This is a genomic window from Cryobacterium sp. M15 (assembly GCF_002929675.1).
GTDB classification, from domain to species: domain Bacteria; phylum Actinomycetota; class Actinomycetes; order Actinomycetales; family Microbacteriaceae; genus Cryobacterium; species Cryobacterium lyxosi.
In genome coordinates this window covers 156,543-170,322 of sequence record NZ_PJJW01000040.1, presented here as the reverse complement: position 1 = coordinate 170,322, position 13,780 = coordinate 156,543, and the positions used below count along the sequence as shown (strand labels likewise).

Annotated in this window: 12 protein-coding genes; 3 read left to right on the top strand and 9 right to left on the bottom strand. The window is 63.9% G+C overall.

Annotated elements, in window-relative coordinates:
• Position 1: 1 nt before the first annotated feature.
• The 8 genes from CXY83_RS13995 to CXY83_RS13960 all read right to left on the bottom strand — a co-directional run bounded on the left by CXY83_RS13995 (position 2) and on the right by CXY83_RS13960 (position 8,388).
• Positions 2-880, bottom strand: a complete 879-nt coding sequence (locus CXY83_RS13995; RefSeq protein ID WP_104197931.1) for a shikimate dehydrogenase — start codon at positions 878-880, stop codon at positions 2-4.
• Complete coding sequence (gene mltG, locus CXY83_RS13990) at positions 873-2,225, bottom strand: endolytic transglycosylase MltG (RefSeq protein WP_104197930.1); 1,353 nt, start codon at positions 2,223-2,225, stop codon at positions 873-875. The genes CXY83_RS13995 and mltG overlap by 8 nt, the downstream gene beginning before the upstream one ends.
• 2 nt (positions 2,226-2,227) lie before the next feature.
• Positions 2,228-2,698 (bottom strand): Holliday junction resolvase RuvX, encoded by a 471-nt coding sequence (gene ruvX, locus CXY83_RS13985; RefSeq protein ID WP_104197929.1) that lies wholly within the window; start codon positions 2,696-2,698, stop codon positions 2,228-2,230.
• A 2-nt stretch (positions 2,699-2,700) separates the two neighbouring features.
• Complete coding sequence (gene alaS, locus CXY83_RS13980) at positions 2,701-5,355, bottom strand: alanine--tRNA ligase (protein ID WP_104197928.1); 2,655 nt, start codon at positions 5,353-5,355, stop codon at positions 2,701-2,703.
• 69 nt (positions 5,356-5,424) lie between these two features.
• The gene (locus tag CXY83_RS13975) at positions 5,425-5,634 is read right to left on the bottom strand and encodes a hypothetical protein (RefSeq protein ID WP_104197927.1); all 210 of its coding nucleotides are present in this window, start codon (positions 5,632-5,634) and stop codon (positions 5,425-5,427) included.
• A gap of 83 nt (positions 5,635-5,717) precedes the next feature.
• Positions 5,718-6,089, bottom strand: a complete 372-nt coding sequence (locus CXY83_RS13970) for a DUF948 domain-containing protein (RefSeq protein WP_104198105.1) — start codon at positions 6,087-6,089, stop codon at positions 5,718-5,720.
• Between the two features lie 130 nt (positions 6,090-6,219).
• A complete protein-coding gene (rpsD, locus tag CXY83_RS13965; RefSeq protein ID WP_092107727.1) occupies positions 6,220-6,849 on the bottom strand; it encodes a 30S ribosomal protein S4 in 630 nt (209 codons plus the stop codon).
• A gap of 198 nt (positions 6,850-7,047) precedes the next feature.
• Entirely contained in the window at positions 7,048-8,388 is a 1,341-nt protein-coding gene (locus CXY83_RS13960) for a replication-associated recombination protein A (protein ID WP_104197926.1), read from the bottom strand.
• Between the two features lie 107 nt (positions 8,389-8,495).
• Here CXY83_RS13960 and CXY83_RS13955 point away from each other — a divergent pair, with 107 nt between their 5' ends.
• The 3 genes from CXY83_RS13955 to CXY83_RS13945 all read left to right on the top strand — a co-directional run bounded on the left by CXY83_RS13955 (position 8,496) and on the right by CXY83_RS13945 (position 11,375).
• Entirely contained in the window at positions 8,496-9,308 is an 813-nt protein-coding gene (locus CXY83_RS13955) for a peptidylprolyl isomerase (RefSeq protein WP_104197925.1), read from the top strand.
• A gap of 110 nt (positions 9,309-9,418) precedes the next feature.
• Complete coding sequence (locus CXY83_RS13950; RefSeq protein ID WP_104197924.1) at positions 9,419-10,651, top strand: DUF349 domain-containing protein; 1,233 nt, start codon at positions 9,419-9,421, stop codon at positions 10,649-10,651.
• Between the two features lie 115 nt (positions 10,652-10,766).
• Positions 10,767-11,375 (top strand): type IV toxin-antitoxin system AbiEi family antitoxin, encoded by a 609-nt coding sequence (locus CXY83_RS13945; protein ID WP_104197923.1) that lies wholly within the window; start codon positions 10,767-10,769, stop codon positions 11,373-11,375.
• On the opposite strand, the gene CXY83_RS13940 is transcribed toward CXY83_RS13945, so the two are convergent.
• The gene (locus CXY83_RS13940) at positions 11,372-13,627 is read right to left on the bottom strand and encodes a bifunctional (p)ppGpp synthetase/guanosine-3',5'-bis(diphosphate) 3'-pyrophosphohydrolase (protein ID WP_104197922.1); all 2,256 of its coding nucleotides are present in this window, start codon (positions 13,625-13,627) and stop codon (positions 11,372-11,374) included. The two genes, CXY83_RS13945 and CXY83_RS13940, sit on opposite strands and share 4 nt — an antisense overlap.
• Between the last annotated feature and the right edge of the window lie 153 nt (positions 13,628-13,780).

The window sequence follows — 13,780 nt, the reverse complement described above, 5'->3', positions numbered from 1 at the left end:
CCTATCTTTCCACAGCATCGTCGAAGCCAGTGTCACGGGTGAGCGCACCGCGCATGGCCGCGAGCACGGACGCCTCGTCGGACAATGGTTCAAACGGGTCAGCGGTAACGAAGACCCGCACTTGGATGAGTGCCTGATGCAGCAGCATTCCGAGTCCGTTCACCACCGTGCCCCCCGCCGCCTGCCACGACGTGGCGACCCCACTCGGCCACGGTGAGTACGCGACGTCGAACAAGACGGCACGTTCGCGCAGTTCCAGCGGGAGCAGCGACGGCAGCACGGTTCCTCCCGGCAGTGTGCTGATCACGACATCGCTATCGACCCGGCTCACCCCGCTGAAATCCTGCAGGTCAACGACCACGCCCAACGTTCGGCCGAGCTCGACCAGTGGCAGCGCTTTTCGTGCGTCCCGCATGAGCACCGTGACGAACTCGGCGCCGAGTTCTGCTGCCGCCATCAAAGCGGATGACGCCGTCGCGCCCGCCCCGAGCAGAGTCACGTGCGTCGCCTGGGTGACGCCACTTTCGGCGAGGGCGCGCACCAGACCCGCAACATCCGTGTTGAAGCCACTCAGTGTGCCGCGCCCCTTGACCCGGCGCAGCAGCACCGTGTTGACCGAACCGGTCAGCTCGGCAACCCGGTCGCAGTCGTCGATGAACGGCAGAACCTCCTGCTTGAGCGGCATCGTGAGTGACAAACCTCGCCATTCTGGCTCGAGCTTGCTCAGGAACATGGCGAGGGATCCTGATTTGACCTCGACGGCATCGTAGGACCAGTCGAGTCCCAGCTGCCGGTAGGCGGCTCGGTGCACCAGCGGCGAACGAGAATGCTTGATCGGCGAGCCGAGCACCGCAAGCCGATTCGAGGTCAGGCTATCCATATTCGGGGTGCTCCCTCATCCAGTTCTGCCAGACGACGACTGCGGCGTCGTGTTCTGCCACGGTCGTGGAGAAGACCGTCTCGCCGGTATCGAGGTTGACGGTCACGAAGAACAGCCACGGGCCGTCCAGCGGGTTCAGGGCGGCGTCAATAGCCAGGTCACCCGGGTTCGAGATGGGGCCGACGACCATGCCGGGGTGCACGTAGGTGTTGTACGCGTTGCCGGCATCGCCGCGTTCGGCATCGGTCGTGGTCACGAGGTGGGTGTTTCCCGTACCGTAAGCGACGGTCGCATCGGACTGCAGCAAACCGCTCTGCCACCGCGCTGGCTCCAGCCTGTTCAGAAAGACCCGGGATACCTTGTAGTAATCGGCGGCGAGACCAGCTTCTCGCTGAATGAGTGAGGCGAACACGACGGTCGACCAGCGGTCGGTAACAGCGACCCCCGCCGAGTCGAGGGCCTCGAACTGCCGATCGACCATAGCCTGCAGGACGACCTGGGCGGTGTCCCCCGGTGAGAACGTGTAGGTGGCAGGAAAGAGAAAACCTTCGAGCGTGGTCGCTTCGGGCGGTAAACCAAACGAGCCCACGTTGGCCGCAGCAGCTTGCACATCGGTGAGAGGAATGTCAGTGCCCTCGGATATCGACTGCAACACGTCGACGGCCGCGGTTCCCTCCGGAACGACGACGGTCTGGCGTAGTCGCGTACCGTCAACGAGCAGCGCATCCAGGGCTGTGCTCGCGACCATTTTAGTCTTCAGCTGGTAGGCACCGGGCTGGAACACCGGCTCCGGGGTAGCCTCCAAGAGAAGCGCGTAAAACGCATCGAAGCTCTTCACTACGCCCCGGTCGACCAGGGTGGTGGCGATGTCCGAGCCGCCGTCACCACCGTGAATCATAACGACCACGTCTTCACCGGAGGCCGCTTCCTCGGTCGTGAAATCGGCGGGGCCCTGTGTGGCCGCGATGATTTGCGAGATGGGACCTTGGAGAAAGAAGTAGGCCCCGGCCACGAGCGCAGCCAGCACTGCAATGACGATGAGGCAGCCCCAGACACCCTTACGGCTGCGTTTTTCTCGCGGCGGTTCGTCGGCCAGCAGTGAGCGCCGGTTTGCACGGCCGTGGCCGGAGCCGACGCTCTCGAGCGTTGTCCGAAAGTCGGTGGCGTCGGTAGGGGGCACGGCTGCTTCGCTGGCCAATCGAGGCAACAGCGGTCCGTCTCCGGCGACGGTGACAGGAGGCGGCACGGCCTGGCTCTCTCCCGCGGCCGCTTGTTCCGCTGCGGCCTGCTGCGCGCGCAACTGCCGACGGCTCGGCAACGGCTCTTCCGGGGTGGAACTCGACACGGTTACGGCCTCTCTGTCGGTTCGACGGGCGACCCTGGCGGCCGCCCTGAGGCACGCTCACTGTCGAGCGCGTGTTGCAGAATGATAGTCGCGGCCACCTGATCAATCACTGGCCGGTGCGTTTTCGTGGACCGACCGGACGCCCGCAACGCCGACTGCGCAGACACGGTCGAGAGCCGTTCATCGACCAAGCGCACCGGCACGTCGAGAATTCGGTTGAGCCGCGCTGCGAAATCGATCGCGTCGTCGGTCGACGCGGTCACGTTTCCCGACAAAGCCAGGGGCAAACCGACGATGACCTCGACCGCGTCAAGCTCGAGCACCACAGCTCGAATGCGCACGAGGTCGGTCAGCCCGGCCAGGTCGCGGGCAACGGTTTCGACCGGTGTAGCAAGCATCCCGTGGTTGTCACTGCGGGAGACGCCAATGCGCACCTTGCCGACGTCGACGCCGACACGCACCCCTGACCGCATCGTTAGCGGCTGATCGCTGCTACGACGGCCTGCAGCGCGGCCGGGATGGCGTCGCCGTTGGGGCCGCCCCCCTGCGCGACGTCGTCCTTGCCGCCACCGCCTCCGCCGAGAATTCCCGCAACGGTCTTGGCGAGGCTTCCGGCCTTGTGACCGGCAGCTCGCGCGCCCGTGTTGGTGGCGACGATCACGACGGGCTTGCCCGCGGCAATGGCGGAGAGCGCCACAACCACCGCGTCGGTGCCGAGGCGATCTCGGGTCGCCAGAGCCAGCACGCGCAGGTCGTCGGGCGAACCGAGCACGCCGAGGTCTTCGGCGACAACGGTCACGGCGCCGACCCGGCGCGCCGTTGACAGCAGGGCCGGAACACGGTCGGTCAGGGCGCGGGCCTCGAAGGCGGCGATCTTCTTCTCCGCCGCCCTGAGGCTCGTCACGAGGTCGCTGATGCGTTCTGGCAGCTGTTCGCGCGGCGTTTTCAGGCTCGACGTGAGCTGCGAGACGAGGGCCCGTTCAGCGGCGAGATCGCGGAAGGCTTCAAGGCCGACCAGAGACTCGACGCGGCGGTTGGTCGATCCGACCGAGGCTTCACTGATGAGGTTGATCATGCCGATCTCAGCGCTGCTGGACACGTGCGTTCCGGCGCAGAGTTCACGCGACCAGGGGCCGCCAATGTCGACGACGCGCACGACATCGCCGTACTTCTCGCCGAACAGCGCCATAGCGCCAAGCGCCTTCGCTTCAGCGAGAGGCAGCTCCCGCGTGGTGACTGGCAGGTTGTCACGAATGGCGTTGTTGGAGATCTCTTCGATCTCGGTGCGGGTCGCCGGCGACAGTGCCTGGTTCCAGGAGAAGTCGAGTCGGAAGAACCCAGCCTTGTTGTAGGAGCCGGACTGATGGGCGTTGGGGCCGAGAACCTGCCGTAACGCGGCGTGCAGCACGTGCGTTCCGGAGTGCGCCTGGCGGGCACCGCGGCGCCAACTTTCGTCGACGACGCTCGTGGCGCGCTCTCCCACACCTACCTCGCCGGAGAGCACGAGTACTTTGTGGCTGATGAGGCCCCTGACCGGCTTCTGCACGTCGAGCACCTTGAGCTCGTAACCGGCACCGACGATGAGGCCGGCGTCCGCCTCTTGCCCACCGGATTCGGCCCAGAGCGCGGTCTCGGCGAGGATAACTTCGGCTGTTTGACCGGCAACCGCGCCCGTGACGGACTCGCCGTCGACGATGAGGCCCAGCACGGTTGACTCGTTCCGCAGGTTGTCATACCCGGTGAAGACGGTCTCACCAAGGGCTCGGAACGGGCTGTAGACGCCGAGGTCGGCGAGGGTCGTCTTCTTGGATTTCGCGTCGGCCTTAGCCAGGCTGCGCTGCTTGGTCATGAGCACGTCGAAGGCGTCACGGTTGACGCTCAGGCCGGCTTCTTCGGCAATCTCGAGGGTGATCTCGATGGGAAACCCGTAGGTATCGTGCAACAGGAAGGCCGTCGGGCCGGCCAGTTCGGTCTTGTTGGCCTTTTTCGTCTTCGCCACGGCAAGGTCGAGCACGGTGCTGCCGCTCGCGAGGGTGCGCAGGAAGGTTTCTTCCTCGGCGAACGCTGCCTGACTGATACGTCCGAAGTCGCTCTTTACCTCGGGGTAGGCGGCGCTCATGGCGTCACGCGAGGCGGGCAGCAATTCGGGAAGGCTGACGGTGTCGACGCCGAGCAGGCGCATGGCGCGCACGCTACGGCGCAGGAGGCGGCGCAGGATATAGCCGCGACCTTCGTTGGACGGCATGACGCCATCGCTCATGAGCATGAGGGAGGAGCGCACATGGTCGGCGACGATGCGCATGCGCACGTCATCGTCGTGGTCGGCGCCGTAGCGGCGGCCAGCGAGTGCGGCGGCACGGTCGAGGACCGGACGCACCTGGTCGATTTCGTACATGTTCTCGACGCCCTGCTTGAGGAAGGCGACGCGTTCGAGGCCCATGCCGGTGTCGATGTTCTTCTTGGGCAGGTCGCCAAGAATTTGAAAGTCGTTTTTACCGGTACTTTCGCCGCGCAGGTACTGCATGAAGACGAGGTTCCAGATCTCGACGTAACGGTCATCGTCCGTGGCCGGGCCGCCATCGGCTCCATACGCTGGGCCGCGATCGACGAAGATCTCTGAGCAGGGGCCAGCCGGGCCGGGCTGGCCGGTAGACCAGTAGTTGGATTCCATGCCGAGGCGCTGAATGCGGTTGTCCGGCACGCCGATGGCACGCCAGTACCGGTAGGCCTCGTCGTCATCGAGGTAGATGGTGACCCACAGTTCGCTTTCGCGAAAGCCGTAGCCGCCCTGGTTCTCCGGGGTGGTGAGCAGCTCCCAGGCGAAGCCGATGGCTTCTTCCTTGAAGTAGTCACCGAAGCTGAAGTTGCCGTTCATCTGAAAGAAGGTGCCGTGCCGGGGTGTTTTACCGACCTCTTCGATGTCGTTAGTGCGAATGCACTTCTGCACGCTCGTGGCGCGCGGATATGGCGCTGGAACGAGCCCGGTGAGGTATGGCACGAACGGCACCATGCCGGCCACGGTGAAAAGAAGGGTGGGATCGTCGCTCACCAATGACGCGGACGGCACAACGGTGTGTCCACGATCGGCGAAGAAGTCGAGCCAGCGCCCGCGAATGTCAGCAGTCTGCATGGTGTCCGTAGCTTTGATGGTGCGTGAGTGTGGTGATGCGAAAGACTGTGGTTCTGTGTGACCGGACGCCTACGGCGCGGTGGGCGTCGGCGCGTCGCCGACCGCGGCGTGCAGTTCGGCCTCGCGCTGGCGGTAGCCCTCAGAGATGGCCTCGCCGAACTCGCGGGCCTTGGTGTCGAGTTCGGTGAAGAACTGCTTGCCTTGCTGGGTCTTGTTGACCTCGTGGGCCACCACGAAGCCTGCGGCCACGCCAATGACCAACCAGATGACGTTCTTCATTGCACTTCTCCCTGAATCTGCGCTAGCCGGAGCCATCGATAAGTCGGGCGCGAGAATATCAGCGCCGAGTCCAGAGTAGCCGGTCAACCCCGATCACGCCGAGGCCGCGGCCGCCCGGCGCGAAACGCCGCACGTACGCCGGCAGAGAACCCGGCGAGCTTGATCAGCGGTCCGCCAACCGTCGCGGCGAACAACGCGACGAGCGCGGAAACGTTACCGGTGACATCCGCCACGTTGCTCGTGATGGTGTCCACTCGAGCCAGTTGTTGGTTGGCCCCGCGAATAGCATCGGTCGTTTCGGTCAGCATCGGAGTGATCCCCTCGCTGAGTTCATGGATGGCCGCGGTGGTTTCATCAAACACCCGACCCAATTTGACCAGCGGAATAGCGATGACCGCGACCAGAATCGCGAACACGCCGGCTGCGATAAGACCGGCAATATCTCCACCTGACACGGTGACTCCACTCAGTTCGATCTGCTCCTGCGGAGCGCGGGTATACAAAAAGGGCGGATCACCCTGGGGTGATCCGCCCTTCAGCGTACCGTTTCACACAGCCGGGGGCTGCCCTCAATCGGTCAGGTACTTAGCGAGCTGCGTAGTACTCCACGACGAGCTGAACTTCACAGGTCACCGGAATCTCGATGCGCTTCGGAGCGCGCACGAGGCGGGCCTGAAGCTTGTCGAGCTCAACCTCGAGGTACGGCGGGAGCTTGGGGAGCAGGTCGACGTGTCCGCCGGCTGCTGCAACCTGGAAGGGCTCCATGCCCTCGCTGCGAGCCTTGACGTGCATGAGCTGGCCCGGCTTCACGCGGAAGGACGGCCGGTCGACGAGCTCTCCATCAACGAGGATGTGACGGTGCACGATCATCTGACGCGCCTGGGCCGTGGTGCGCGCAATCGCGGAACGAACGAGAAGGGCGTCGAGACGGGTCTCGAGGATCTCCACGAGGTTCTCACCGGTCAGTCCCTGACGACGACGAGCCTGCTCGAAGGCAATTTTGAGCTGGGCTTCGCGGATGCCGTACTGGGCGCGTAAGCGCTGCTTTTCGCGAAGGCGCACGGCGTAGTCCGAATCGGTCTTGCGCTTGGTGCGGCCGTGCTCACCGGGTGCATAGGGGCGCTTCTCGAGGAAGCGAGCTGCCTTCGGCGTGAGGGCAATGCCCAGGGCGCGCGAGAGGCGAGTTTTACTGCGGGTACGTGACTTGGTAGACACGGTTTCCTTTCGATCGGACTCAATAACAGGGATACCAGGGCGAGTGTGGACGTAACCGACACAGGTCATGGGAGATCAGAGGATTGGGTGCCACGGGACGTTCGGCTACAGAACGAATCCCCTCCAAACTGGAAACGGACGCAGCCGCATGCCGAAACCAGTTGTAGGCAGGGATAAGGCTAGCACACGGGGGCACTCTTACTGATTGCGCACTATCCTACGAATTTTGAGCAGGCGCGCGGAAATGTCGCGTTCGTGGCCGTGCTCGGTGGGCTCGTAGTAACGCGTGTTTTTCAATTCGGTCGGCGGATACTGTTGGGTGACCACGCCGAGCGCATCATCGTGCGGGTACACGTACCCCTTGCCATGACCGAGTCGTTTGGCACCAGGGTAATGCGCGTCGCGCATGCCCTTGGGCACTCGGCCCATCTTGCCGGCCCGCACGTCGGCGATCGCCGCGTCGAGCGCCATGTAGGCGGCATTGGACTTGGGGGCCGTTGCGAGGTGCACGACGGCCTGAGCCAGCGGTATACGGCCCTCAGGCATGCCGATCAGTTGCACGGCGTCGGCGGCGGCTACAGCGATCAGGAGCGATTGCGGGTCCGCCATACCGATGTCCTCCGAGGCGAGAACGATAATGCGCCGGCAAATGTAGCGCGGGTCTTCGCCGGCCTCGATCATGCGCGCCAGGTAGTGCAGCGCAGCGTCGACGTCGCTGCCGCGCACCGATTTTATGAACGCGCTGATCACGTCGTAGTGCTCGTCACCGTTGCGGTCGTAGCGCAGTAAGGCACGATCAACGGCGAGGGCGACAACATCGGTCGTGATGACGGGCTTGCCGGTAGCTCCCGCTTCGAACGTCGACTCGGCCGAAACGGATGCTGCCTCCAGCGCGGTCAGTGCCCGCCGCGCATCACCGGAGGCGAGTCGGATGATCGCGCCTCGGGCTTCGGGTTCGAGCTCGAACCGGTCGGCCAGGCCGCGCGCATCGGTGACGGCACGATCGACGACGATGCCGAGGTCGTCGTCGCTGAGAACTTCGAGGGTGAGCAACAGGGACCGAGACAGTAAGGGGGAGATGATCGAAAACGACGGGTTTTCGGTCGTCGCGGCGACCAGGATGACGACGCCGTTCTCGACCCCGGGCAGCAGGGTGTCTTGTTGGGCCTTGGAGAAGCGGTGGATCTCGTCGAGAAACAGCACCGTCGCGAGGCCGTACAAATCGCGATTGGTACGGGCATCTTCCATCACTTGCCGCACGTCACGTACGCCGGCCGTCACGGCGGACAGCTCGACGAATCGTCGCCCTGAGCTGTGCGCGATAGCTTGCGCGAGCGTGGTTTTTCCGGTACCGGGCGGTCCCCACAAGATGACCGACACGCTGCCGCGCTCCCCGGTCTTGTCGCTCGCGAGACTCACCAATGGCGAACCCGGCGTCAGCAGGTGGCGCTGGCCGGCGACCTCGTCAAGAGTTTTTGGGCGCATTCGTACGGCGAGGGGGGTCGCACCACTGCGCAGACCCGGTTGAGCATCCGACATTCTTCCAGCGTAGTTTGTGCGTAGAGTTCTACGAGATCGGGAGCACGACGCGTCCGATTGCTTTGTGTTCGGTCGTCGCCAACCCCGACGACCCTGGAGGGGTTCTAGTGGCTTCGAATTACAAGCTCGAGCGTGCGGCACGTGAAGAGCGCGGACGCGTTCGTTCCTACCAAGCCAGACGGGCCGTGCACGAGCACCAGAAGAAGCGTCGTGTGCGCGACAACGTGATCGCCGGGGGCGGTCTGCTCGTGGTGCTGACCCTGATCGTAATCGCTCAGGTCTTCTATTTCGACGGCGGCCCCGGTACCCCTGCGCCCACAGGAGCGGCGACTACCACTCCGACAGCCCCCGGCACAGCCGCGGGTGAGAACAGCGGAGACGTCCCCGCGAGCACCCTCGCCGAAGGCCGCACCTGGACTGGAACCCTCACCCTCAACGATGTCAACCTCGGCATCGAGCTTGACGGTGCGCTCGCACCTCAGGCGGTCTCTTCCACCATCAGCCTCGCCCAGAGCGGTTTCTACACCGGCGTCACGTGCCATCGCCTCACCACGGGTGGGTTCTTCGTGTTGCAATGCGGCGATCCTGACGCCGAAAAAACTGGCGCAGAGGCTACGCACGGCCCGGGTTACAGTTACGGGCCTGTGGAGAACGCCCCGGCCGACGATATCTACCCTGCCGGAACACTCGCGATGGCCCGTCAAGGCGGAAATGGGTACAGCATGGGTAGTCAGTTCTTCGTGGTCTATGACGACACGACCATCCCATCAGACGCGGGCGGTGGCTATACCGTGCTCGGCCACGTCACGAGTGGCCTGGACGAACTCAAGGCCCAGATCACGGATGCCGGAACCGCGGATGGTGCCGGTGACGGTGCGCCGAAGGTGCCAACGACGATCACGGGCATAACAGTTCAGTAGGATCAATCGATCCGCCTGCGCTATTGCAATAGGATTATCAGGGTATTTCCTGGCTCCGCACTCGTCCCTCCCGCGGATCCACACACAACAACTCAGCAAAGGTGAGGCTCTTGACTACGACAGATCAGCAACCATGGGGTCGCGTAGACGAAACCGGCACGGTCTACGTGCGCGAGGCCGACGGTGAACGCGCCGTTGGCCAGTACCCGGATGCCACTCCGGAAGAGGCCCTGGCCTACTTCGAACGCAAGTACGTTGAGCTCAACGGGCAAGTCACCCTGCTCGAACAGCGCGCGAAGGGTGGCGCTCCGGCAGCGGATATCGCCAAATCGGTCGCCAACCTCACCGTCGCCGTTGCCAACGCCAACGCCGTTGGCAATCTCGCCGCACTGGCCGAACGTCTCGGAGCCCTCGGCGGGGCCGTCACTGAGCTCACCGAGCAGCAGAGCATCGAGACCAAGGCCGCGTCCGCTGCCGCCGTCGCTGAGCGGGCCGAGATCGTGACCGAGGCCGAGCGTCTCGCCGCCGAAGATCCGGCGAAGACGCAGTGGAAGCAGACCAGTGCCGCCCTGGACGCCCTGTTCGCCAAATGGCAGGCACACCAGCACGATGCCCCGCGCATTCCCAAGGGGGAAGCCAACGACCTGTGGAAGCGCTTCCGTGCCGCACGCACGACGATCGAGCAAAACCGCAAGGCCTTCTTCGCCGAGCTCGACAGTGCTCACAAAGATGTGCGCACCAAGAAGCAGCACTTGATCGAACAGGCGGAGGCCCTGGCCCCGAAGGGTGCCGATGGCGTCTCGACGTACCGAAACCTGCTCGACGAGTGGAAGAAGGCCGGTCGCAGCGGCAAGAAGCAGGACGACGCTATGTGGGCGAAGTTCAAGGCCGCCGGCGATGTGCTCTACGCGGTCAAGAGCGAGGTCGAAGCCCAGGACAACGAAGAGTTCTCGGCGAACCTCGTGCTCAAGCTTGAACTGCTGACCGAGGCCGAAACCCTGCTCACCACGAGCGACCGCAACGCCGGCCGCGACACGCTCACCGTGATCCAGCGCAAGTGGGATGAAATCGGCAAGGTCCCCCGCGACCAGGTCAAGCCGATCGAGGATCGTCTTCGCAAGGTGGAAGCCGTCGTCCGCAAACTCGATGACGATCACTGGAAGCGCAACAACCCGGAGACGAAGGCCCGCACGGAGGGCCTCGCCGGCCAGCTGAACGACGCGATTGCCAAGCTCGAGGCTGAGCTCGTCGCGGCGCAGAAGGGGCAGAACGCGCGCGCCATCAAGGACGCCACCGAAGCGCTCGAGGCGCGCAAGGCCTGGCTAAAGGCGATCGGCCAGTAGCCAGGGCGGCAGCGGACTCCCCGCGGAGTTATGCACACTCCACGGGGGTCCGCACTTTATCCACAGATGCGGCCCCTCGAGGGATCTGAATGGGTAGGACCGTCACTCTAAGAGCATGACGAACCTACCGGGACGACCGCTCACCATAAACGATCTCCCGCTCACCGAGCTCTACAGCGCCCGCCTCGATGGCCAGGTCTTTCAAGTCGCAGACTCCTGGTGCGTGATCGATGAGATAGACGGATGCGACACCCGGGCTATCGCCGCCAGCCAGTTGGTCCCGCCCCGCGCCATCGCCGAACAACTCACCGCCGCGTGGATCTACGGCCTCGCACCGGAGCCGCGCCGCCACCAGTTCTGCGTGCTGATCAGCGCGCGCACCACCGCCGTGTGGTCTCCCCGGGCACAGGTACGTGAAATCGTGCGTTCTCCCGATGACGTCCGCACCATCTCGGGAGTGCGGGTCACCACGCCACTGCGTACCGCGGTCGACCTCGCCCGCTACACGCCCAGCACCACGTCAGCCGCCGGACTCACCGCCCTGCTGGCTCGCCTCCTGCACTACGGCGAGTACCCCGATGTCTCGGCCGCCATTCGCCTCTGCAAACGCGGCAGCCCCGCTCACAGCACACTCGCCGTGGAGCGATTGGCGGCCGTCCGGGCACCCCTGCAAGCCCTGCGGCTGCAGAGCCCGCAGCATACTGCAACCATCACCGCAGGTTAGCCGTCGCTGACCCGGTACACGTCATAAACGGCATCGATGCGACGCACCGCGTTCAATACGCGGTCGAGATGAGTCGTGTCACCCATTTCGAACACAAAACGGCTCAGCGCCAGCCGGTCACTCGAGGTGTTGACGGTAGCCGAGAGAATGTTCACGTGGTGCTCTGACAGCACCCGGGTGACGTCGGAGAGGAGCCCGGCACGGTCGAGAGCTTCAATTTGTATATGCACGAGGAACAGGCTCTTGGAGGTGGGTGCCCAATCGACCTCGATCATGCGCTCCGGTTCTTTGAGCAGCGACTGCACATTGTGGCAGGAAGCCTGGTGCACCGAAACGCCGGCGCCACGAGTGACGAACCCGACGATCTTGTCACCGGGCACGGGAGTGCAACAACGCGCGAGTTTGACCAGAATGTCGGGCGCACCGCGCACGAGCACTCCCGAATCTGTATTGCGGGTGGACTGGGTGCGACCCCGTGCGGCGACCGGAAAGTCGTTGTTGTCGTTGTCTTCGATGCTTTGCACCGACGAGACAACCTTTTCGAGCACCGACTGGGTTGAAACGTGACCTTCACCCACAGCGGCATAGAGCGCCGAAACGTCTTCGTACTTGAGCTGGGCCGCGACCTCCGCGAAGGAATCCTGGTTCATCAGCTTCTGCAGGGGCAGGTTCTGCTTGCGCATCGCACGCGCGATGGCGTCGCGACCCTGTTCGATGGCTTCGTCGCGGCGTTCTTTCGTGAACCATTGCCGGATCTTGTTGCGCGCCCGGGGGCTCTTGACGAAGTTCAGCCAATCCTTGCTCGGGCCGGAGTCAGGGTTCTTGGAAGTGAACACCTCGACGACGTCGCCGGTGATCAGTTCGTTCTCCAGCGGCACCAGTCGGCCGTTGACTTTGGCACCCATGGTGCGGTGGCCAACCTCGGTGTGCACCGCATAGGCGAAGTCGACCGGGGTGGCGCCGGAGGGCAGGCCGATGACCCGGCCCTTCGGCGTGAAGACGTAAACCTCCTTGGCGCCGATCTCATAACGCAGGGAGTCGAGGAACTCGCCCGGGTCGGCCGTTTCGGCTTGCCAGTCAGAGATGTGCGCGAGCCACGCCATATCGGTATCGCTCTGGAGACCTGGCCCGCCGGTGCTCTTACCGTTGACCTGTTCCTTGTACATCCAATGCGCGGCAACGCCAAACTCAGCACGCTGGTGCATCTCGGTGGTGCGAATCTGGATTTCCACTGCGCGACCGCTCGGGCCGAGCACGGTCGTGTGCAGGGACTGGTACAGGTTGAACTTCGGGGTGGCGATGTAGTCCTTGAACCGGCCGGGCAGTGGTGTCCATCTGGCGTGGATGGAACCCAGCACGGCGTAGCAGTCCCGCAGAGAGTTCACGAGAACGCGAATACCGACGAGGTCGTAGATCTCATCGAACTCCCGGCCGCGCACGACCATCTTCTGGTAGATCGAGTAATACTGCTTGGGTCTACCGGCAACTTTGCCGCGAATGCGTGCTGATTTGAGGTCGTCGTTGATGGTGTCGATGACCTGCTGAACGAACTCTTCGCGCTGCGGCGTGCGCTGCTTGACCAGACTTTCGATCTCGGCGTACAACTTGGGGTACAGCACCGCAAAAGACAGGTCTTCGAGTTCCCATTTGATGGTCTGGATTCCCAGCCGATGCGCCAGGGGCGCGTAGATCTCCAAGGTCTCTGTTGCTTTTCGCACGGCGGATTCGTTGGGCACGAAGCCCCAGGTACGTGCATTGTGCAGTCGGTCGGCGAGTTTGATGATGAGCACCCGAATGTCTTTGGACATTGCGACGATCATCTTGCGCACGGTCTCAGCCTGGGTCGAATCGCCGTACTTCACCTTGTCGAGCTTGGTGACCCCGTCCACCAGCATCGCGATTTCATCGCCGAAGTCAGCCCGGAGTGCGTCGAGGGTGTACTCGGTGTCTTCCACGGTGTCGTGCAGCAGCGCTGCGGCGATGGTCTTGGTACCGATGCCCAGGTCGGCCAGAATCTGCGCTACCGCAACCGGGTGCGTGATATACGGCTCCCCGCTATGCCGAAACTGCCCGTCGTGTGCTCGCTCGGCAGCGGTATACGCGCGTTCGATGACCGATAGATCAACCTTGGGGTGGTTCGACCGGACCGTCTTGATCAAGCGATCGACGGCACCGGCAGGCTGCGCGCGGGAGAAGATGCGCGGCACAAGTCGGCGCAGCGAGGCCGGGGATGGTGTCGTCGTGTCGGTCATAGTCTCACCTCGTACTTCACGCTCTGCAGGGGCGGGTGTGCGTACTGTCAATTATGCCGGTTCTCTGAGGCTCACCCTTACGCCCCCAGCGATCACGTCTCGTTCACACGCAAAAGCGGCCGACCCGAAAGGGCCGGCCGCTTCTCGTCGTGC